The sequence below is a fragment of the Sphingopyxis sp. genome (assembly GCF_035944815.1).
GTDB lineage: Bacteria > Pseudomonadota > Alphaproteobacteria > Sphingomonadales > Sphingomonadaceae > Sphingopyxis.
This window is the reverse complement of the sequence record NZ_DASZAU010000009.1, coordinates 686,348-706,945: the sequence shown is the minus strand read 5'-3', so window position 1 is coordinate 706,945 and position 20,598 is coordinate 686,348. Positions and strand designations below refer to the sequence as shown.

The window sequence follows — 20,598 nt, the reverse complement described above, 5'->3', positions numbered from 1 at the left end:
GCAATCTAGCGGCGGCCGGCCTTCATGCGATCCGGCGGAATCGTCCACAGGCGGTTCTCGAGGTCGATCTCATCCCAGACGGCGCCCCTCACCTCCCCCGATCGAGCGGCCGTAGCAATCGCGAATTCGAGAGCGAGCCGGCCCATCGTCTCCTCGCGGAGCCTCGCTGCCAGCCTCAGAAATGCTGGGCTTTCGCGTAGTCACGGGGATGTGGGGAAATGAGAGTTTGGTGGACAGGGCTGGATTCGAACCAGCGTACGGAAACCCGGGCAGATTTACAGTCTGCTGCCTTTAACCACTCGGCCACCTGTCCATTGGGGCCCGCTTTGGGAAGTGGCCCAATGGCGAAACGAGACTTGCCTGTCAATGCCAGTCATGGGAAAGGCGCCACATCATGAGACAATTTTCCCGTCATCGCCGCCCCCAGGGCGGAAATCAGCGTGGTCAGGCCATTCGTTTCTGGGGCCGCCACGCCGTATTGGCCGCGCTCGCCAATCCCGAACGCACCGTCAAGCGCATCTGGGGCACCCGCGAAGCGCTCGGCCAGCTCGACCTGCCCCCGGTGATTCCGATCAGCTACGCCGACGTCACCGACCTCGCGCGGCTCGTCGCGCGCGATGCGCCGCATCAGGGGCTGGTGATCGAAGTCGACCCGCTCGAAAGCATCTATCTCGGCGACCTGCTGCAGGAAGAAAGCGATACCGACAGCAAGCGTCCGCTGATCGTCCTCGACCAGGTCACCGACCCGCACAATATCGGTGCGGTTCTGCGCTCGGCCGCCGCCTTCGACGCCGCGGCGATCATCACGCAGGACCGCCACAGCCCGCCCGAAAGCGGCGTGATCGCGCGCTCGGCGTCGGGCGCGCTCGAAACCGTGCCGTGGGTGCGCGTCGTCAACCTGTCGCGCGCGCTGGAGGAAATCGCCGAGGCGCAATATTGGCGCATCGGGCTGATGGGCGACACCGAAACGACGCTCGGCTCGACACTCGACGGCAGCAAGGTCGCACTGGTTCTGGGGTCCGAGGGCGACGGCATGCGCCACAATGTCATGGAACATTGCGACGTGCTGGCGAAGCTCCCCATCTCGCCGCGGATGGAGAGCCTCAACATCTCGAACGCCGCGGCGATCGCGCTCTACGCGGTCGCAACGGCGAGCCAATAAGGCTCAGTCCTCGGCGGCGATCCGCACGCGGAGGCCGTCGAGCGCATCGCTGAACGGGATCTGGCACGACAGCCGCGAATTGTCGTCGCGATCGGTCGTCGAATCGAGCAGGTCGTTTTCGTCCTCGCTCATCGCGGGCATCGCCGCCTTGTCGCCCGCCTCGACATGGACATGGCAGGTCGCGCACGAACAGCAGCCGCCGCACAGCGCGAGCAGTTCGTCGAAGCCGGCGTCGCGGATATTTTCCATCACCGTCAGGCTCGTATCGCCCTCGATCTCATGCTCGGTTCCGTCGCGCGTCACGACAATCAGCTTCGCCATGCTAGTCCCCATATCTTTGGTGTTGCTGGCGCTATGTCGCGCGTTGCGCGCCAAATCAAGCGTTGCTAAAGGCAACCTTGGGAACAAAAGGAGAATATCGCGATGGGACTCAGCCAGCAGCAGCTGAACGCGGGAATCGATGCGCTCGCGGCGAGCGACACCAATTTCGCGCGCGCGCTCGGCAATGCGGGCTATCCCGAACCGCGCATCCGCGCCCCCGGTTACACCACCCTGCTGCGCACCATCGTCGGACAGCAGGTCAGCGTCGCCGCCGCCAACTCGATCTGGAACAAGCTGGAGGCGCAGTTCGGCGAGGGTTGCCCGGCGGAAACCGTGGCCGCCGCCGATTTCGACACGTTGCGTGCCTGCGGGCTGTCGGGTCAGAAACAGGGCTATGCCAAAAGCCTTGCGCAATTGATCCTCGACGGCGAACTGACCTTCGACGCGCTCCCCGTCGACGACGAAGAAGCCATTGCGCTGCTCACGCGCGTGAAGGGCATCGGGCGCTGGTCGGCCGAAATCTATCTCCTCTTTGCCGAGGGGCGTCCCGACATCTGGCCCGCCGGCGACCTCGCGGTGCAGGAAGCGGTCGGCCGTATATTGCAACTGGAAGCGCGACCCAGCGAGAAAAAGGCGCGCGAACTCGCCGAACCCTGGCGCCCGCACCGCGGCGCCGCCGCGATCTTCAGCTGGCACTGCTATAATATGGATGTGATCTGATAAGGGGCTGCAAACCTCGAACGGAGATTCGCATGACCACCACCCGCGACATCGTCACCGCTTATTATGCCGCCTTCAACGCCGGCGACACCGACGCGATGCTCGCGCTCGTCGCCGACGATATGCGGCATGACGTCAACCAGGGCGAACCGCGCCACGGCAAGCCGCTGTTCGCCGAATTCAATGCGCATATGACGCGCTGTTACCGCGAGCAGCTCACCGACATGGTGATCTTTACCGAGGGCGACCGCGCAGCGGCCGAATTCGTCGTCAACGGCACCTATCTCGCGACCGACGAGGGCCTGCCCGACGCAAACGGCCAGACCTATCGCCTGCCCGGCGGCGCCTTCCTGTCGGTGAATGCCGACGGGCTGATCGACCGCGTTACCACCTATTACAACCTCGCCGACTGGATGCAGCAGGTCGGCGCGTGAGCGTCACGGTCGCGCCGGTGACCGGCGCGGGGCTGGCCGAGGTCATCCCCGCCCTTGCCCGGCTGCGCATTACGGTCTTCCGCGACTTTCCTTATCTCTACGACGGCGACGCCGATTACGAGGCAAGCTATCTCGCCGACTTTGCCGCCCCAGAGGGCGCCGTGATCGTCGTCGCGCGCGATGGCGGCACCATCGTCGGCGCCGCCACCGCGGCGCCGCTCGCCACGCAGGACAAGGCCTGGCAGGCACCGCTCGCTGCGGCAGGTCACGCCATCGACCGCATTTTCTATTTCGGCGAATCGGTGCTGCTTGCGAGCTATCGTGGGCTAGGCATCGGCCACGCCTTTTTCGACCATCGCGAGGCGCAGGCCCGCGCGCACGGCGCCGCGCACGCCGCTTTTTGCAGCGTGATCCGCGCCGACGATCACCCTGCCCGCCCGGCCGGCTATCGCCCGCTCGACGCCTTCTGGCGCGGGCGCGGCTATGCGCCGCTCGCTGGCGTCACCGCGGCCTTCGACTGGAAATGCGTCGGCGAAGCAGGCGAAAGTCGCCACACCCTGCAATATTGGAGCCGCGCGCTATGACCCGCATCGTCCGCGTCGCCAGCGCCGCCTGGCCGATCGAGCCCTATACCGACTGGAAGGCCTATGCCGCGCGGCTCGAACATTGGGTCGGCGAAGCCGCCGGCAAGGGTGCCGGGCTCCTCGTCTTCCCCGAATATGGCAATATGGACCTTGCCGCGCTGCTCGATCCCGCGGTCTCGCGCGACGCCGCGGCGCAGGTCGAGCCGCTCGCCGACATGGCGGGCGACGTCGCGGCGCTCCACGCCGGGCTCGCGCGGCATTACGGCGTCCACATCCTCGCGGGATCGATGGTCGAGCGCGACGAACGCGGCCTGATCGTCAACCGCGCGCGCCTCTTCGGCCCCGAAGGCGGCGCGGGCTATCAGGACAAGCTGATCCTGACGATGTGGGAGCGCACCCACTGGACGATCGCGCCGGGCGCGCCGCAGGTCACTCTGTTCGATCTCGGCTTTGCCAAGGTCGGCGTGATCATCTGCTACGACAGCGAATTTCCGGCCGCCGCGCAGGCGCTCGCCGCGGCGGGCGCCGAGATCTTGCTGATCCCGAGCTGCACCGACAGCCTCGCCGGCTATTGGCGTGTGCGCATCGGCGCGATGGCACGCGCGCTCGAGACCCAATGTTTTACCGTCCAGTCGCCGACGGTCGGCGCCGCACCATGGTCGGCGGTCGTCGATGCCAATGTCGGCGCGGCGGGCATCTTCGCCCCGCCCGACCTCGGCATGCCCGCCGACGGGGTGGTCGCGGTCGGCGCGCTCGACACGCCGGGCTGGACCTACGCCGACCTCGACCTCGATGCGCTGGCCGAACTGCGCAAAAACGGCGCCGTGCGCGGCCCCGCGCATTGGGGCGAGCAGCCGCAGGCGCCGCCGCTCCGGCTTCAGATCCGCTGACCGACAACAAAAAGGCCGGGTGGATCGCTCCACCCGGCCTTTTGCTTCGCCTTGATCAGGCTTATTTCTTGGCAGCGGCCTTCTTCGCCGGAGCCTTCTTCTCGGCAGCCGGCTTTTCCGCAGCTTCGGCCTTCGGAGCCGCAGCCTTCTTCGCCGGCGCCTTCTTGGCGGGGGCTTCGGCCTTTTCTTCCTTGGCCTCTCCCTTCACCGCGTCCTTCTTGGCGGCCGGCTTCTTCGCGGCTGCCTTTTTGGCGGGCTTGTGGTCGTGGTCGTGGTCATGGCCGCAGCCCGGGCCATGGACGTGGCCGTCGTCGTCGGCTTCGATCGCGGCTTCCAGTTCCTCGCGGGTGGTTTCGCGGTCGCTAATCTCGGCCTTTTCGAACAGGAAGTCGACGACCTTGTCTTCATAGAGCGGCGCGCGGAGCTGGGCCGCGGCGAGCGCGTCCTGCTGCACATATTCGATGAAGCGCGTGCGGTCTTCGGGGCGATACTGCTGCGCGGCCTGCGCGATCAGGCGCTGCATTTCCTGGTTCGACACCTGCACGCCATGCGCCTGGCCGATTTCCGACAGGAGCAGGCCAAGGCGGACGCGGCGGACCGCGATCGCGTGATAGTCGTCGCGATCCTTTTCGAGTTCGGCCTTCGCCGCCTCGGGATCTTCCTCGTGGCTGACTTCATGCTCGAGCTGCTGCCAGATCTGGTTGAACTCGGCCTCGACCATCGTCGGGGGCACTTCGAAGTCGTGCGAAGCGGCGAGCTGGTCGAGCAGCTTGCGCTTCATATAGGTGCGCGTCAGGCCGTTCAGTTCCTGCTCGACCTGATCCTTCATCAGCTCTTTCAGCTTGTCGAGGCTTTCGAGGCCGAGCGACTTGGCGAACTCGTCGTCGATCTTCGACGCGGCCGGAACCTTGAGTTCCTTCACCGTGATCGCAAACTCGGCGGGCTTGCCCTTCAGCGTTTCGACCGGATATTCGTCGGGGAAGGTCACCTTCAGCACCTTGTCGTCGCCGACCTTGGTGCCGACCAGCTGGTCTTCGAAGCCGGGGATGAGCTGGCCCGAACCGATTTCGACCGCCATGTCCTCACCGGTGCCGCCGTCGAAGGCGACGCCGTCGACGCTGCCCGCGAAGTCGATGATGACCTGGTCGCCGGTGGCGGCCTTCTTGGTCTTCGGCGCTTCCTCGAAGCGCTTCATCTGCGCGGCGAATTCCTCGATCTTGGCCATCACGGCCTTGTCGTCGGCGGGAACGGTCAGGCGCTCGAGCTTCAGGCCGTCGATCGACGGCGTTTCGATGTCGGGCAGCACTTCGAGGCTGACGGTGATCTCGGCATCCTTGCCGGCTTCGTAATCATCGGCGAGCGTCACCGCGGGCTGCAGCGCGGGGCGAAGCTTTTCCTTGCCCATCAGGTCGCGAACGCCGGCGTCGATCGCCTTGTTCAGCGCGTCGGCGCTCAGCGCCGGGCCATGCATCTTGCGGATCAGGTTCGGCGGCACCTTGCCGGGGCGGAAACCGGGCATGCGGACGGTCGGGGCGATGCTCTTCACCTCGTCGTCGACGCGCTTGTCGATATCCTTGGCGGTGATGGTCACGCGATACTCGCGCTTCAGGCCTTCGTTCAGCGTTTCGACGGTCTTCATTGCCTTGGTCTTATCCTTGCTCAAAATCTCGTATCGAACCCCGCCGGAGCGGCGGAGTTCCCTGTAATCCCGGCCTGCATTGCAGATTGGTGCGGGCGAAGGGACTCGAACCCCCACATCTTGCGATACTGGTACCTAAAACCAGCGCGTCTACCAATTCCGCCACGCCCGCAGGTGCTTTCGGCCGGGTGCACGAAATCGCGCGCTGCCGCGCACGCCCGTGCGGGCCGCGCGGGGCTATAGCAGACGCGCGGCCAAGGGCAAGGGCACAAAGCCGCACAATCCGTGGCCGGAACAGTGGGCGCGCCCGTTCGTTGGTTAACCCAAGGAGACAGACGATGACGAACAACCCCGACCCGCTTCCCAAGCCGAAGCCCGATACGATCGAACCGCAATCGCCGCCCGAACAGCCGGTGCAGCCGACCCCGGTCGAGGACCCCGCCGGCCAGCCGAGCGAAATCCCCGGCCGCCCCGGCGGCGGCGATATCGACCAGCCCGGCCGCGGGCCGAGCGAGGTGCCGCCGCAGCAGGTTTGACGAAGCCTAGCTTGCTAATCACTTGACCCGCCCCCTCCCCCGCCGCCACGATGGCGCCGGGGAGAGACGATATGATACGACCGACCGCCGCCATCGCACTGCTGCTGGCAACCACCGCGCCCGCCTTGGCGCAGGAAACGACGCTTTACCGCGGCGGCCCGATCGTCACGATGGACGGCGACACGCCGCAGACCGTTGAGGCGGTGGTCACCACCGGCACCCGCATCACCTTCGCTGGCCCCGAAAAACAGGCACGCAAGGCCGCCGGCAAGGACGCCGCGATCCACGACCTTCGGGGCGCGACGATGCTTCCCGGCTTCATCGATGCGCATTCGCACTTTGCTGTCGCGCTCCAGATGGCGGGCGGGCTCGATCTTTGGGACAAGGCGCTGCCGCCCGTCACCGACATCGCCGGCCTGCAAGGCGTCGTTCGCGACCATATCGCCCGCCGCGCCATCCCCAAGGGCGGCTGGGTCGTCGTGTGGCAATATAATGAAGAGAAACTCGCGGAAAAGCGGCACATCACGCGCGCCGAGCTCGATGCGGTGTCACCCGACCACAAGATCGTCCTGCTCCACATCTCGCTCCACGGCCTCGTCGCGAACAGCCCCGCGCTCGCCGCCGCGGGCCTGTCGGACGCGAGCCAGCCCGAACCCGGCGGACTGATGCTGCGCGACGCCGCGGGGCGCCTCAATGGCGTGCTGCTCGAAAAGGCGATGTACCGGCTGATGCCCGCGCTGCCGCAGCCGACCGCCGAGCAGAAGCTCGCGATGCTCGACGCCGCGCAGGCGCGCTATTTTGCCGAGGGTTATACGCATGCGCAGGACGGCGCGACCCAACCCGCCGACCTCGCCTTCTTCACCAGCGCCGCCGCACGCGAACGGCTCAGGATCGACCTCGCACTGCTGCCCGTTTTTACCGGGCTCGACACATTGCTCGCCGATCCCGCGCAGCGTTTCGGCACGTACGAGGGCCATGTGAAGCGTCAGGGCATCAAATTCATCCTCGACGGCAGCCCGCAGGCGCGCACCGCCTTTTTCACCCGCGACTATGCGCGCGGCGCCCCCGATGGCGCGCATCCCTGGCACGGCCAGCCGATCGTGAAGCAGGAAGAGTTCGAGGCGCTCGCGCGCAAGGCGACCGACCGCGGCTGGCAGCTTTTCGTCCACGCCAATGGTGACGCCGCGATCGACATGGCGATCAAGGGGTTTGACGCGCTCGGCATCACCGCCGCCGACGACCGCCGCCCGATCGTCATCCATTCGCAGTTCCAGCGCCGCGACCAGCTTGCCGCCTACAAGCGCATCGGCGTCGGCCCCGCCTATTTCTCGAACCACACATGGTATTGGGCCGACGTCCATCGCACCAACTTCCCCGCCGAGGTGGTCGATTTCATCAGCCCGCTGCGCTCGGCGCGCGCCGCCGGGCTCACGCCCTCGAACCATAGCGACTACAGCGTCACCCCGCTCGACACGCGCTTCATGCTCTGGACCTCGATGGCGCGCGTCTCACCCACCGGCACCGTCAGCGGCCCCGAAGAACGCCTCACCGCCTATGAGGCGCTACAGGCACTCACCACCGGCCCCGCATGGCAGGCGCGTGAGGAAGATCGCAAGGGCCGCATCAAAGCCGGCCTGCTCGCCGACTTCGTCATCCTCGACAAGAACCCGCTGACGACGCCGGTCGACGGGATCAAAGACATCCGGGTTATTGAAACGGTGAAGGAAGGAAAGCGCGTGTGGAAGGCGACTACACGCTAAGCCAGCCGTTTCCAGAAGAAGCTAAAACCGCGCCCGCTGCATCATCGCCTGCGCTTCGGGCAGTCCGGCACCGAAATAGTGCAATTGCGGCGCATAATAGTTCGCGACAAACAGCTTACCATCCACGACCGCGAGACGAGCCTCACCAAGGCGCGTCAATTCGTCATTCGGCATCGTGTAACGATATCGAACCAACAGCCCTTTTTTCCCGCCGAGGTCGGTTGGGGCGGACTCGACAATCGTGAAATCGGAAAGCTGGTTCGCCGCACGAAAGCTGCGCTCAAAAAAATCGGCGAGTTCGGGCAGCAGCAGGCCGCTGTCGAACTTTGGCATCGGATTATTCTTCTTGTCGCGCTCCTTGTACAGCGAGCCGCCAGTCGGAATTCCCGAGAAAAACTCAAGCGCGTTGAGGCCTGTACCGTCCTGCGTCCACACGCGCCCCTGCTTGCCCGGCCGTCCGCCCTGATTCCAGTCGCTTTCGGGCGTCACTTTCAAGCCGTCGACTTGCGCGGCCTGTTTCGCGCTCATCAGCTTCCACCCTGCGCTCGCCGATGGGCTCCAAGCCGCGAGCGCAATTGCCACAAAAATCATCGAACGATGATAAATAGCCATGTCAATTCTCCAACAGCATTTTCATCGCCGCGGCATCGGAGGCCTGCGGCATTCGAACCAGATATTCCTGCAGCGCCGCCTTACCGGCAACGCTATCACCCCCGCGCATCGCTGTCAGGCCAGCGCCACGCCACGCCTCGGCCGGCGCCGAACCCGTCGCTATCGCCTGCTCGTAGAACTGGCGTGCAGTCACCAAATCGCGGGGATTTCCGCGCAACCGGTAGAGTTCGCCGCGGGCATGCAGAAGCAAACCATCCCAGCCGAGTGCTTGGGCACGACTCTGGATGACATAGTCGGCCGCGGCAAACTCATTGCCCTTAACCAAGCTACCGAACAGAGTTGGCAGAACGCGCGAAGTCGCATCCCGATAGGCTGCAGCGCCGTCATCGCCCTCCTGCGCGCCGGGCTCCGCTTCGATTTCAGAAAAATAGGCGAAACGCTGCAAATTTGTTGGATGCGTATCTGTCGCACCGGGCGTGAACCGACGGATCTTTCGCTGCTTGCGCTCCTCGCGCAGTGCATCGTCTTCTTCCATCAATCGCTTCCACACGACAGACGCTCGAAGCGGATAGGATGAAGCGCGAATATAGCCTGCGGAAAGGAAATCTGACTGCTGTTCCTGCTCTCGATTAAAACCAGCGAGGCCGGTTAAAAAAGCGCTTTCGGCAACCGCCCCCACATTTTGGCCAACCGCCGCTCCACTCAGGCTCAGCCACATCAAAATGTCACTCCCTGTCCGACGCTTCTTGAATTTATTCAAACTATGCCGAAGTTCGAAGTGAGCAAATTCATGGCCTAAAATAGTCGCCAATTCGGCCTCGGAGTGCAAGCGAGCAAGCAAACCCGTATTGACAACCATCAATCCGTTGGGCGCCATCGTCGCGTTGAAAATATTGTCTTGAACAACATAGATGCGTGCCGCCGCACATCGGTCCTGCCCTACTGTATTGCACAGAACCCGCGTTATATATTTCGTGAGTTCCTCGTCGCGAACGATCAGGGGAGAGTCACGGAAACCACGCTCGTGGTCGTCCAGTTCCATCCAAAGGCCGCGCTCATCCACCCCCTGCGGCTCATAGGCGCCGGCAAAGGTTGGGCGTTCGAATTGCGCCTCCTTCGCAGAGGCCGACCCAAAACCCGCCGATAAAAGCGCCACCGCCAGAATCGCCCGGGCCTTCATTTTGCAGCCGTAACGACCGGCTTCAGCCCCGGAAAATCCTCCAATAACTGACCGACACGTTTCTGCATGCCCTCTTCGGTCCGGACATCACCGCCCATTTGTTCGTCGGCATTCAACCAGACTAGGTCGCCGGTATGCAGGTCAACCAGCCCGGCATAGCCGACGTGCTTGCCCGAACTGACGCCCGCGCCGACCAGCCCGATCGCAAGCACCTGAAACATCTTGCGTCCAAAGGAACCATATTGGTCCTCGGTCCGGACAAACAGACCATATTGCGCACCAGTCCGCTCGGCGATCGCCTTTGTACCCTCTCCCAGCGTCCAGTCGAAAGCCTTGTTCTTTCGGGTAGGAAGCCTGTTTCCGGCGAAGAACTGGTAATGAACGACCGAATTCGCGACCGAATTGAAAAGGGCCCGATGCTCGGAAAACAGCTTGGAATCTTCGCCGACGAGGTCGGGTTCGATGATCAGCTCGTTGCTGAATTCGACCTGACGGCGCGTCAGCTCGGCGTTTAAAAGCTCGCGCGCCTGCGTAGTCCAGTCGGCGTTAGGTTCAGCCATCCCACCGGTCGATTGTTCGCCCACCCATACCGATGGACGAAACAGTAAAATTTTCTTTCCGCTAAGCGATGCAGCAGAAAAACCTTCGCGCACTGCGCCTTTCTCTTGCCCGTGCGCTACCGGCGCCACGACAAGAAGAGAAGCCGTCAGAACGACGGCCGACAGCCATTTGTTAAGCATCCCCCGACCCCCCGGATATTTCGGACTCGGGAGGTGATCCTCCCTACGCCCCAAGTAGATGCATGGTAAAAAGATTCACACGCAGCAAGAAAAAAATAGGAGCCTAGGGCGCGCTGGCCCGCGATAAACTTGATCCATTTTGCACTTTAAAGTCAGTAGCCCGCGCGCCGCTCCGCCACCTCGGCGAGCATCGCCTTCAGCGCCGCCGCATCATGCCAGCGCCCGTTCGCCATCGCGCCGAGCGGTGTCCGCAGCGTCGCGGGCTTTTCCAGCGGATTGTCGGCGACCAGCAGCAGGTCGGCGCGATAGCCCGGCGCCACGATGCCAAACCGCGCCGCGCCCGGTACCGTCTTCGCGATAAATTCGCCCGGCGTGCGCGTCGCCGCCGACAGCGCCTGAAAGGGCGTCAGCCCCGCCGCCAGCATCGCGTCGATCTCGTCGTGCAGCGCGAAGCCCGGCACCAGCCCGGGGATCGTCGGCGCGTCGCCGCCGGCGATCAGCGGGACGCCCGCGTCGGCCATCGCCTTGACGAAGCGCGCCTCGAACGCCACCCGCCGCGACAGGTCGACCGCCTTTTTCTGATAGGATGACCGCGCCCAGTCGATCCGGTCGGCGGGCGACAGATAGCGCGCCTCAGGCGCCGCGAGATAGGCCTTCACTGCCGCAGGCTTGCCGAATTGCGCCGCGATGGTGCGATAGGTGAACAGGTCGGACGTCACGAACGCGCCATGCGCCTTCACCAGCGCGATCGCGTCGGCGATGTGCGCGTCGCCGGGCGGCGCCTGCTGGTCGTCGGCGGGCGGTTCGGGAAAAAAGCCGGTGAAGAATTCCTCGACATGCGCGACCATCGCCTGCCCCGCCGCGAGCTGTTTCGCGAGGCCGACCGCCGTGACATTGTGCCCGACGACGGCGACTCCCTGCGCCTTCGCCTCGTCGGCCAGCGCCGCGAAGGCTTCGGCCGACAAATTTGTGTAGACCTTCATGAAGCTGTAGCCATTGGCCTTCGCCAACCGCACGATCGCGCGCGCCTCGTCCGCGGTGCGGATGACGAAATGCCCATATTGCGGGTCGCCATCGACGACGAAGGCGGTGAAGATGTGCGGCCCCGGAACATCGCCGCGGTTCACCGCGATCCGCGTCCGCCCGGCAAAGGCGTTCGTCGCCTCGCCCATGTTGAGCATCGCCGTGACGCCGTTCGCGAGCAACAGCGTCAGGTCGTCGCGCGTCGTCACATGATTGTGCATGTCGGCGAGGCCCGGCACCAGCCAGGCCCCCTTGCCGTCGATCACCGGCGTCCCCGCGGGCAGCTTCGCCTTGATCCCGATGCTCGCGATCATGCCGTCGCGGACGATCACCGTCGTGCGCGGGATCGCGCGCTCGCGGTCCATCGGCACGACATTCACATCGGTGAAAATGATCGTTTCCGCCCGCGCGAGCGCGGCGCCCGCGAACAGCAGCCACAGCGTCAGCAGCGCGCGCAGGACGCGCCGCACCGCCTCAGCCGGCGCAGAATTCGACAAAACGCGCAATCGCCTGCTTGCCGGCCGCGGTCGCCGCCATGTCGATCGTCCCGTTGTTGTCGGTCATGCGCAGCCAGCCGTTGGCGACAAAGGCGCGCATGAAGGGCGAATCGCCGGCAACCTCGTCGGTGGACGAGAAATAGGGCATATCGTCGGCCTCGGTCGTGCCGGCGAGGCGCAATGTCTGGTCGCCCGTAACAAGGCCGATCGCGGTCAGGTCGGGCGAATTGCCCGAAATGCCCGCGAAGATCCGGTTGCCGCCCTCTTCGCAGCTGAAATTGAGCGGCTGGTCGTCGGTATCGGCGACTTCATAGGCAAGGATCGCGCTCTGCGTCCGCTCTTCGTCGTTGACGCGCATTGCCCAGTCATAGCCGTCGTTCACCGCGGGCGCGCCCGCAGCGCTCGCCGCCACGCCCGTCGCCAGTGCCACTATGCCGCAAACCGGAACCAGAACCCGCTTCATCATCGTCCATCCTTCGCTGTCATTATGCCCTGATTTCAACGCTTATGACAGCGAAGCGCCTGAATTGCCTGTGAACCGGATCACTCGGCGGATCAGCCGAGCGCCTTTTTCAGCAGTTCGTTGACGACCTGCGGGTTCGCCTTGCCCTGCATCGCCTTCATCGTCTGCCCGACGAAGAAGCCGAACAAGGCCTCCTTGCCGCCCTTATACTGCTCGACCTTGTCGGCGTTGGCGGTCAGGATCTTGGCAATCTCGGCCTCGATCGCGCCGGTGTCGCTCGTCTGCTTCAGCCCGTCGCGCTCGACGATCACGCCCGCGGCGTCGCCGCTTTCGAGCATCTTTTCGAACACCTGCTTCGCGATCGTGCCCGAAATCGTGCCGTCGGCGACGAGGCCGAGCAATTCGCCCGCGTGCGCCGGCGTGACCGGGCAATCTGCGAAGCTCTTGCCGAGCCGGTTGAGCGCCCCGAACAGCTCGCTCGACACCCAGTTCGCCGCCGCAGCCGGCTTCGCGCCGGTTTCCAGCAGCGTATCGAACCACAGCGCGCTCTCGACCTCGGCGGTCAGCACGTCGGCGTTGTATGCCGAAATCCCCGCCGCCAGATAACGCGCGCGCTTGGCGTCGGGCAGTTCGGGCAGGCTCTCGCGGCATTCGGCCAGAAACGCATCGTCGAGTTCGAGCGGCAGCAGGTCGGGATCGGGGAAGTAGCGGTAATCATGCGCATCTTCCTTCGACCGCATCGAGCGCGTCTCGTTGCGGTCGGGATCGTAAAGCCGCGTTTCCTGCACCACGCTGCCGCCGCTTTCGATCAGCGCGACCTGGCGCTTCGCCTCGCCCTCGATCACCGCCATCACGAAGCGCACCGAATTGACGTTCTTCGTCTCGGTGCGCGTGCCGAACTCGTCGCCGGGCTTGCGCACGCTGACGTTCACGTCGGCGCGCATCGAGCCCTCTTCCATATTGCCGTCGCACGAGCCGACATAGCGCAGGATCGAGCGCAGCTTGCGCACATAGGCGCCAGCCTCGGCGGGCGAGCGCATGTCGGGGCGCGAGACGATTTCCATCAGCGCGACGCCCGAGCGGTTGAGGTCGACGTAGGACATCGTCGGATGCTGGTCGTGCATCAGCTTGCCGGCGTCCTGCTCGACATGGATACGCTCGATCCCGATGCGCTTCGCCTCGGGCAGGCCCGCCTTTTCATCGGCCTCGATCGTCAGCGAACCTTCACCGACAAGCGGATGATAAAGCTGCGAAATCTGGTAGCCCTGCGGCAGATCGGCATAGAAATAATTCTTGCGGTCGAAGCGCGACCATTTGTTGATCTCGGCCTCGATCGCCATGCCCGTGCGCACCGCCTGACGGATGCACTCGCGGTTCGGCACCGGCAGCATGCCCGGCATCGCGGCGTCGACCAGCGATACCTGCGTGTTCGGCTCGGCCCCGAACGCCGTCGCGGCGCCCGAGAACAGCTTGGCGTTGGAGGTGACCTGCGCATGGACCTCGAGGCCGATCACGACCTCCCATTCACCGGTTTCGCCCTTGATGCGATAGTCGCTCATCTCAATAATCCACCGTAAAAATTACGTTCTTCTTGGCTTGCGCGGCAATGTCGAAAAACTCGACGAGCCCCGGAAGCCAACCCAACGCATATTCAGATACATCGCTCGCATTGCCGGACGCACCAAACTGCTTGTGAACAACATGGAGTCGATCGCGGAAGTGGCCTTCCGGAATTAGCCCCAAACACGCGGAAACAACCTTAACCTGATCTGCCGGAACCAAGCCGACGAAATAATCGTCAGAATTGACCAATTGCTGCGTTCCGATAATCACATATTTCGCTGCACCGACGTCCGGCAACGGCTTCGGCCCGAAAAGGCGTGATACCAAACCGGACTTCGCTGGAGCTGCTAATGTCAACTCGCCGTCGGGATCGGTGCCGTTGAGCGCCGAATGAATATATGCCCACGACTTGTCGGTTTCGCAGGCGTCGGGCGTACCAAACTTCTTTTCTTCCAATTCGTTGGCAATGAAGTCGGGAATCTCGTCGGCCGACATTGCTTCTAGTTGAGCAAGCTCCACATCCGTCAGAGCGATATGCAGTCCCCGGCCGCTCATCTTACCACCACTTCTCCGCCCGCGCCGTAAAGCCCGCGCGTTCCTCGATCGCCAGGCCGGCGTTCAGCACGCCCTGCTCGTCGAACGCCTTGCCGATGATCTGCAAGCCTAGCGGCAGCCCTTCGCGGTTCAGCGCCGCGGGGACCGACATCGCGGGCAGCCCCGCGAGGCTCGCGGGCACCGCGAACACGTCGTTGAGGTACATCGCCAGCGGATCGGCCATCTTCTCGCCGAGCCCGAACGCCGCCGACGGCGCGGTCGGCGCGAGGATCACGTCGCAGCTGGCAAAAGCCTGCTCGAAATCGCGCGCGATCAGCGTCCGCACCTTCTGCGCCTGCGTATAATAGGCGTCGTAGAAGCCCGCCGACAGCACATAGGTGCCGATCATGATGCGGCGCTTGACCTCGGGCCCGAAGCCGTCGGCGCGGGTCGCGGCATACATGTCCTGCAAGCCCGCTTTCTCGGGCAGGTCGCGCAGGCCATAACGCACGCCGTCATAGCGCGCGAGGTTCGACGACGCCTCGGCGGGCGCGATGATATAGTAAGCGGGCAGCGCATATTTGGTGTGCGGCAGGCTGATCTCGACGACCTCGGCCCCCGCATCCTTCAGCATCGCGATACCTGCATCCCACATCGTATCGATGTCGGGGTCGATGCCTTCGAGGCGATATTCCTTGGGAATACCGACCTTCTTGCCCTTGAGATCGTTCGACAAAGCCGCTTCCCAATTGGGCACGGCCATGTTCAGGCTCGTCGCGTCCTTCGGATCGAAGCCCGCCATATTTTCGAGCATGATCGCGCAGTCGCGCACGTCACGCGCCATCGGCCCCGCCTGGTCGAGCGAGCTTGCGAACGCCACGATGCCCCAGCGCGAGCAGCGGCCATAGGTCGGCTTGATCCCCGAAATCCCCGTGAAGGCCGCGGGCTGGCGGATCGAGCCGCCGGTGTCGGTCCCCGTCGCCGCGGGGCAGAGCCGCGCCGCGATCGCCGACGAGCTGCCGCCCGACGACCCGCCCGGCGCGAGCGCGGCATTGCCGCCATCCTTGCGCTTCCACGGGCTGATCACATTGCCGAAATAGCTCGTCTCGTTCGACGATCCCATCGCGAACTGGTCGAGGTTGAGCTTGCCGAGCATCCCGCAACCCGCGTCCCACAATTTCTGCGACACGGTCGATTCATAGCGCGGCACGAAGCCTTCGAGCATATGGCTCGCGGCGGTCGTCTGGACGCCGTTCGTCGCGAACAGATCCTTCATCCCGATCGGCACGCCCGACAGCGGCTTCAGCGTCCCCGCCGAGCGATCGGCATCTGCCTGCTTCGCCGCCGCGATCGCATGCTCGGGGGTCTCGACGATGAACGCGTTGAGCGCCTTCGCGCCCGCGACATTGGCGTTGAACGCCTCGGCGACCTCGACGGCGCTGAAATCGCCCGCGCGGTGCCCGTCGCGGATCTCTGCGACGGTCAGATTGGTGAAATCGGTCATTATTCGATTACCTTGGGAACGCCGAAAAAGCCGTGCTGCGGCGCCGGCGCATTGGCGAGGACATCGTCGCGGCGATTGCCGCCGGTCAGCGGGTCGGCGTCGACGATATCGTCGCGCAGACGGAGCGTGTTGGGGATCACCGCGGTCATCGGCTCGACCCCGGTCACATCGACCTCGCCGAGTTGCTCGACCCAGCCCAAAATGCCGTTGAGTTCGCCTTCCATCGCGGCGGCTTCCGCATCGCTGATCGCGATGCGCGCCAGCGACGCGATTTTCCTTACTGTTGCCTGATCGATTGCCATGATCGCCCTAACTTTAACGAAGCCGCGCCGCTAGCATCCCGCCCCGCGCGCTTCAAGGTGCGCCTATTCGAAATCGCCGCCCACCGGCTTGCCGTTCACGAAAATCTGGCGGCGCGTTACCGTTCGCACTTCGACCGCGCCCTTTTCGACGTCGTCGGCGGTCAATTCGCGGCGCTTCTGTTCGGCCGGGTCGCTTCCTCCGTAATAGTCGTTCCATTTCTTCGTCGCGGGATCGATGGCGAAGTGGAACAGCATGCCGCCACTCGAAACGACCGCGACGCGGCCGTCGTCGACCCATTGCGCGACACAGGGTGTCGTGTGGCAAAGGCTCCGCTCGTCGAGCAACGCATAAAGCTCGGCGGGCAGCGGTCGCGCTGCGGGGAAAACGCGTATCTTCTCCTCGATCCTGCGTGCACCGAAGGCGGCGTCGCGTGGCGTCATCTCGTCGATCTCGCGACCGAGCGTCCAGCGATCCTTCGCTTTCAGCGCCCAGCTCGCGAGACCCGATTTCGTCTTGTCGGCCGACTTCGCCATGTCCGTCAGCGCCTTGCGGCCGCTCGGCCCGAAATCGAACGCCAGCGCCGCCCAGTCGAACTTCTCGACCTTTGTTGCGCCCGACTTCAACCGCGCCACCTGATCGCGCGTTGAAATCGCCCCGAAATCGAGGATCGGCAACGCAAGGAACAGCGCGAGCAGCGCCAGCCCGATCGCGAGCTTCTGCTGGAGCGGCCGCAGCCAGTCGTCGAAATCGCGCCGCCCCTTTACCACCGCCCAAAGCCCCGCAATGCCATAGGCCAGCGCGATGATCGCTGCGATCACCCCCCAGATGCGCTCGGGCGTCCAGCCATACTGGATCACGCGCAGATGCATCGAATAGAAAGCGATGATGGCGAGCGGCAGCACCGCGACCGCCAGCACCGGCGCCGCCCAGCGCAGCGCCGGGTTGGTCGCGCGGTCGTCGCTGCCGTTGCCGATCACCGCATTGGCGAGTAGCACCGCGAACGCCGCCGCGCCCATCATCACCGCCGCGGTCGAAAAGCCCGAGTCCCAAAGCGGCGTCAGCCCCGTCCCGGCGAGCGAGAGCAGGAACAGCACCAGCGCGACCGCAAGCACCGGCGCGAGCACCGCGAGCACGATCATCACCAGCCGCTGCAGCGTCGAAACGAGCCGGTCGCGCTCGCGCAGCAGGCCGACCGCGCCGCCGAACGCTGCGCCCGCGAGCATCCATCCGAACCATTCGTCATTGAGCAGGTCGAAGATCAGGTTGATCCCGATCAGCTTGAACATCTGCCCGATCAGCACCGTGAGCAGGAAGGTGATGCCGACGAAAGCCAGCCCCGCCGCGCCGATCACCGCATCGGTCCATGCATGGCTGTGGAGCCGGTCGTACGGCATCTGCCACAGCTTCCAGAAGCGCCGGTCGGGCGCCACGTCGCGCCGCGTCTGGAACAGCGGCGTCGCGACGAGCACCGCGAGCACGCCCGACCAGAACGGCCATTCGATCGGCGACCCGCCCAGATTATAGCCCGCCGAATGCCAGGTGATCAGCCCCATCACCGCACCCCAGAGCAGCGCGAACCCCAGCGCCCACAGCCAGCGGCGCTGTTCGACCCCCAGCACGAATACGATGGCAGAGAACGCCACGAACGCCGCGAGCGCGTCGAGCAAGGGCGCGGGTTCCATGACATATTCGCGGTCGACGAACATGTGGAACAACAGCCCGGCCACCGCGCAGATCGCCGCCATGATCCACGGGCGGAGCGGCCATGGCGGATCATTATCGTCGAGACGAGCCGAGGCGGGCGGAGCCGAATCGGCGGCGGCGGGTGCGGTGGCATCGGTCATGGGCCGCAGCCTATCCCGTAACTTGGTCATCCTGAACTTGTTTCAGGATCCATGGCCGCAGGCCGCGAATTAGACCATGGATGCTGAAACAAGTTCGGCATGACGAGTTGTTTGTAGGGAGACGCGGGAGCGGCTAGAGAGGCCGAAATCCGTCTCCCCCGACCGCATGGAGCGCCTTTTGGCCCGTAAATTCCTCTACATCATCGCCGCCGTCATCCTGCTGATCCTCGCCGCCGGGGTCGTGTACCAGCTGTTCCCCGGCTGGATCGCGCGCACCGCCTTCGTGCCCAGCACCGAATTCAAACCGCAGGCGGCCGTCGCGCCCAACGCCTATGACGATCCCAAAATGTGGTTCGCGCGCCCGGGGATGGAAAAAGACCCCTCGGCCTGGCGCCCCGCCGCCGACGGAAGCGAAACCCCGGGCACCGATCTTCCCGGCGAGAAGGCCGCCGCGCCGCTGATCCCGCCCGCCAAGGCCGCGCAGGCGACGACAGAAACGCCCTTCCCCAAAGGCGACGCCGCGGTCTTCTTCGTCCATCCGACCAGCTATTACAGCCGCTCGAGCTGGAATGCCCCGCTCGAGGATCGCGATTCGGACCACCGCGCCAACCTGTTCGTGCAGGGCATGGCGAGCGCCTTTGCCGACGCGGGCGAAATCTGGGCCCCGCGCTACCGCCAGGCGACGCTCGGCGCCTTCCTCGCCGAAGACCGCGTCACCGCGGGCAAGGCGATCGATTCGGCCTATCGCGACGTCGAGGAGGCGTTCGATGCTTTCCTCGCGGGCATTCCCAAGGACAAACCCATCATCCTCGCCGGCCACAGCCAGGGCGCGCTCCACCTCACGACCCTGCTCAAGACGCGGATCGCGGGCACGCCGCTCGCGAAACGCATCGTCGCGGCCTATGTCGTCGGCTGGCCGATCAGCCTCGACACCGACATCGCCGGGCTCGGCCTGCCCGCATGCCGGACGCCCGAACAAAAAGGCTGCATCCTCGGCTGGGCGACCTTCGCCGATCCCGCCGATCCGGTGATGGTCACCGACGCCTATGACGGCACGATCGGCTTCGACGGCCGCCCGCGCGCGGGCACGCGGATGCTCTGCACCAACCCCCTCACCGGCATCCCCGACACCGAAGCGGCGCCCGAAGCCAATATCGGCACGCTCAAGCCCACCGAAGGCTTCAAATCGGGCGCGCTGATCGCGGGCAAGATCGGCGCCAAATGCGACGATACGCGCGGTTTCCTGATGATCGGCGATGCGGACGTCGCGAAAAATTACGTCGTCGCGGGCTATGTGCTCCCGGGCAACAACTACCACGTCTATGACATCACGCTCTTCTGGGCGAATGTCCGCGCCGACGTGCTCCGCCGCCTCGCGACCTACGAGGGCAAGCCGTCGCCGGTGCCCCCGCCTGCGGCGCCGATCGCTCCGCCGGCTTCCCCCGTTCCGGCAACTGCCACGCCGAAATCCTGACGATGATCACCACCGCCGCCCCCGACTTCGCCGCAAACTTTCCAAGCGGCGGCCGCCTCGCGGGGCTCGACGTCGGCACGAAAACCATCGGCGTCGCCTTCTGCGACACGAACTGGAGCTTCGCGACCCCCGACAAGACGATCATCCGCAAGAAATTCTCGGTCGACCTCGAAACACTCAAGGCCCTCGTCTCGCAGCACGATATCGTCGGCCTCGTCGTCGGCCTGCCGCTCAACATGGACGGCACCGACAGCCCGCGCACGCAGAGCACGCGCGCCTTTGCACGCAACCTCGCGCCGCTCGGCCTCCCCCTCCTCCTCTGGGACGAACGCTGGTCGACCGCCGCCGTCGAGCGCGCGATGATCGCCGCCGATGTCAGCCGCGCCAAACGCGCCGAACGCGTCGACAGCGCCGCCGCCGCCTTCATCCTGCAGGGTGCGATCGACGCCCTCATCCGCCAATAGCGCCGCGCGCATGACCCCGCGCGCTTGACCGAATATTTCCTCTACTGGCTCGGCGCCGCGAACGGCATCGCCTTCGGCCTGATGGTCATCGACAAGCGCCGCGCCGAAGCGGTCGACCGCCGCATCCCCGAATCCACCCTCCTCCTCTGGGCCTTTCTCGGCGGCGCCTTCGGCACCGTGCTCGCCGCGCGGCTCGTCCGCCACAAGACGCGCAAGCAGCCCTTCGCGACATGGATGCTGATCTGGCTCTGGCTCGACATCATCCTGCTTGTCCTTTGGGCGCTCGGAATATTGGAGCCGCTGCTTGCCTCGGCGCTTGCGAGAATCGCCGCAGCGGCCTAGAGGCGTGGC

General features: G+C 64.9%; 22 protein-coding genes and 2 tRNA genes. 10 read left to right on the top strand and 14 right to left on the bottom strand.

Translation table 11 applies throughout. The features are described from left to right. Window positions 1-227 precede the first annotated feature (227 nt). A tRNA-Tyr gene (locus VGU00_RS14065) sits at window positions 228-313 on the bottom strand. A gap of 81 nt (window positions 314-394) precedes the next feature. Here VGU00_RS14065 and rlmB point away from each other — a divergent pair. Beyond that, window positions 395-1,162, top strand: coding sequence for a 23S rRNA (guanosine(2251)-2'-O)-methyltransferase RlmB (gene rlmB / locus VGU00_RS14060; RefSeq protein ID WP_327469503.1), 768 nt, complete (start codon window positions 395-397; stop codon window positions 1,160-1,162). 3 nt (window positions 1,163-1,165) lie between these two features. Here the strand turns inward: rlmB and VGU00_RS14055 are convergent, their stop codons facing one another. Continuing rightward, window positions 1,166-1,483, bottom strand: coding sequence for a 2Fe-2S iron-sulfur cluster-binding protein (locus tag VGU00_RS14055; RefSeq protein WP_327469501.1), 318 nt, complete (start codon window positions 1,481-1,483; stop codon window positions 1,166-1,168). A gap of 102 nt (window positions 1,484-1,585) precedes the next feature. Between VGU00_RS14055 and VGU00_RS14050 the strand changes: the two genes are divergently transcribed. The 4 genes from VGU00_RS14050 to VGU00_RS14035 are packed head-to-tail and all read left to right on the top strand — an operon-like array spanning window position 1,586 to window position 4,111. Next, window positions 1,586-2,203 (top strand): DNA-3-methyladenine glycosylase 2 family protein, encoded by a 618-nt coding sequence (locus VGU00_RS14050; protein ID WP_327469499.1) that lies wholly within the window; start codon window positions 1,586-1,588, stop codon window positions 2,201-2,203. A 32-nt stretch (window positions 2,204-2,235) separates the two neighbouring features. Next, on the top strand, window positions 2,236-2,637 hold the full coding sequence (locus tag VGU00_RS14045) for a ketosteroid isomerase-related protein (protein ID WP_327469497.1): 402 nt from the start codon (window positions 2,236-2,238) through the stop codon (window positions 2,635-2,637). Next, window positions 2,634-3,221 carry a GNAT family N-acetyltransferase gene (locus tag VGU00_RS14040; RefSeq protein ID WP_327469495.1) on the top strand — a complete coding sequence of 196 codons (588 nt, stop codon included), beginning with the start codon at window positions 2,634-2,636 and terminating at the stop codon, window positions 3,219-3,221. The genes VGU00_RS14045 and VGU00_RS14040 overlap by 4 nt, the downstream gene beginning before the upstream one ends. Further along, a complete protein-coding gene (locus VGU00_RS14035; RefSeq protein WP_327469493.1) occupies window positions 3,218-4,111 on the top strand; it encodes a carbon-nitrogen hydrolase family protein in 894 nt (297 codons plus the stop codon). The genes VGU00_RS14040 and VGU00_RS14035 overlap by 4 nt, the downstream gene beginning before the upstream one ends. Before the next feature lie 61 nt (window positions 4,112-4,172). Here the strand turns inward: VGU00_RS14035 and tig are convergent, their stop codons facing one another. Further along, window positions 4,173-5,750, bottom strand: a complete 1,578-nt coding sequence (gene tig, locus VGU00_RS14030; protein WP_327469492.1) for a trigger factor — start codon at window positions 5,748-5,750, stop codon at window positions 4,173-4,175. 87 nt (window positions 5,751-5,837) lie between these two features. Further along, window positions 5,838-5,922: transfer RNA gene (locus VGU00_RS14025), tRNA-Leu, on the bottom strand. 166 nt (window positions 5,923-6,088) lie between these two features. Here VGU00_RS14025 and VGU00_RS14020 point away from each other — a divergent pair. Continuing rightward, window positions 6,089-6,286 carry a hypothetical protein gene (locus VGU00_RS14020; RefSeq protein ID WP_327469490.1) on the top strand — a complete coding sequence of 66 codons (198 nt, stop codon included), beginning with the start codon at window positions 6,089-6,091 and terminating at the stop codon, window positions 6,284-6,286. Between the two features lie 71 nt (window positions 6,287-6,357). Next, window positions 6,358-8,046, top strand: a complete 1,689-nt coding sequence (locus VGU00_RS14015; RefSeq protein ID WP_327469488.1) for an amidohydrolase — start codon at window positions 6,358-6,360, stop codon at window positions 8,044-8,046. A 21-nt stretch (window positions 8,047-8,067) separates the two neighbouring features. Here VGU00_RS14015 and VGU00_RS14010 read toward each other — a convergent pair whose 3' ends face one another. The 10 genes from VGU00_RS14010 to VGU00_RS13965 all read right to left on the bottom strand — a co-directional run bounded on the left by VGU00_RS14010 (window position 8,068) and on the right by VGU00_RS13965 (window position 18,309). Beyond that, window positions 8,068-8,574, bottom strand: coding sequence for a hypothetical protein (locus VGU00_RS14010; RefSeq protein WP_327469486.1), 507 nt, complete (start codon window positions 8,572-8,574; stop codon window positions 8,068-8,070). An 85-nt stretch (window positions 8,575-8,659) separates the two neighbouring features. After that, on the bottom strand, window positions 8,660-9,838 hold the full coding sequence (locus VGU00_RS14005; RefSeq protein WP_327469484.1) for a M48 family metallopeptidase: 1,179 nt from the start codon (window positions 9,836-9,838) through the stop codon (window positions 8,660-8,662). Then, window positions 9,835-10,578 carry a hypothetical protein gene (locus VGU00_RS14000; RefSeq protein ID WP_327469482.1) on the bottom strand — a complete coding sequence of 248 codons (744 nt, stop codon included), beginning with the start codon at window positions 10,576-10,578 and terminating at the stop codon, window positions 9,835-9,837. Before VGU00_RS14000 ends, VGU00_RS14005 begins: the two co-directional genes overlap by 4 nt. Before the next feature lie 152 nt (window positions 10,579-10,730). Further along, on the bottom strand, window positions 10,731-12,071 hold the full coding sequence (locus VGU00_RS13995; protein WP_327469480.1) for an amidohydrolase family protein: 1,341 nt from the start codon (window positions 12,069-12,071) through the stop codon (window positions 10,731-10,733). Between the two features lie 4 nt (window positions 12,072-12,075). Then, window positions 12,076-12,564, bottom strand: coding sequence for a hypothetical protein (locus VGU00_RS13990; protein ID WP_327469477.1), 489 nt, complete (start codon window positions 12,562-12,564; stop codon window positions 12,076-12,078). A gap of 89 nt (window positions 12,565-12,653) precedes the next feature. Further along, window positions 12,654-14,120: an Asp-tRNA(Asn)/Glu-tRNA(Gln) amidotransferase subunit GatB gene (gatB, locus tag VGU00_RS13985; RefSeq protein ID WP_327469476.1), complete on the bottom strand. Its 1,467-nt coding sequence runs from the start codon at window positions 14,118-14,120 to the stop codon at window positions 12,654-12,656. A gap of 1 nt (window position 14,121) precedes the next feature. After that, on the bottom strand, window positions 14,122-14,679 hold the full coding sequence (locus tag VGU00_RS13980; protein WP_327469474.1) for a DUF1877 family protein: 558 nt from the start codon (window positions 14,677-14,679) through the stop codon (window positions 14,122-14,124). Window position 14,680: 1 nt separating this feature from the next. Beyond that, a complete protein-coding gene (gatA, locus tag VGU00_RS13975; protein WP_327469472.1) occupies window positions 14,681-16,162 on the bottom strand; it encodes an Asp-tRNA(Asn)/Glu-tRNA(Gln) amidotransferase subunit GatA in 1,482 nt (493 codons plus the stop codon). After that, on the bottom strand, window positions 16,162-16,464 hold the full coding sequence (gene gatC / locus VGU00_RS13970; RefSeq protein WP_327469470.1) for an Asp-tRNA(Asn)/Glu-tRNA(Gln) amidotransferase subunit GatC: 303 nt from the start codon (window positions 16,462-16,464) through the stop codon (window positions 16,162-16,164). The genes gatA and gatC overlap by 1 nt, the downstream gene beginning before the upstream one ends. Before the next feature lie 63 nt (window positions 16,465-16,527). Then, window positions 16,528-18,309, bottom strand: a complete 1,782-nt coding sequence (locus VGU00_RS13965; RefSeq protein WP_327469468.1) for a DUF4153 domain-containing protein — start codon at window positions 18,307-18,309, stop codon at window positions 16,528-16,530. 178 nt (window positions 18,310-18,487) lie between these two features. On the opposite strand from VGU00_RS13965, the gene VGU00_RS13960 reads away from it, so the two are divergent. The 3 genes from VGU00_RS13960 to VGU00_RS13950 are packed head-to-tail and all read left to right on the top strand — an operon-like array spanning window position 18,488 to window position 20,589. Then, window positions 18,488-19,783, top strand: coding sequence for a DUF3089 domain-containing protein (locus VGU00_RS13960; protein WP_327469466.1), 1,296 nt, complete (start codon window positions 18,488-18,490; stop codon window positions 19,781-19,783). Between the two features lie 2 nt (window positions 19,784-19,785). Then, window positions 19,786-20,247, top strand: coding sequence for a Holliday junction resolvase RuvX (ruvX, locus tag VGU00_RS13955; RefSeq protein ID WP_327469464.1), 462 nt, complete (start codon window positions 19,786-19,788; stop codon window positions 20,245-20,247). 24 nt (window positions 20,248-20,271) lie between these two features. Next, window positions 20,272-20,589: a DUF1294 domain-containing protein gene (locus VGU00_RS13950; protein WP_327469462.1), complete on the top strand. Its 318-nt coding sequence runs from the start codon at window positions 20,272-20,274 to the stop codon at window positions 20,587-20,589. Window positions 20,590-20,598 lie beyond the last annotated feature (9 nt).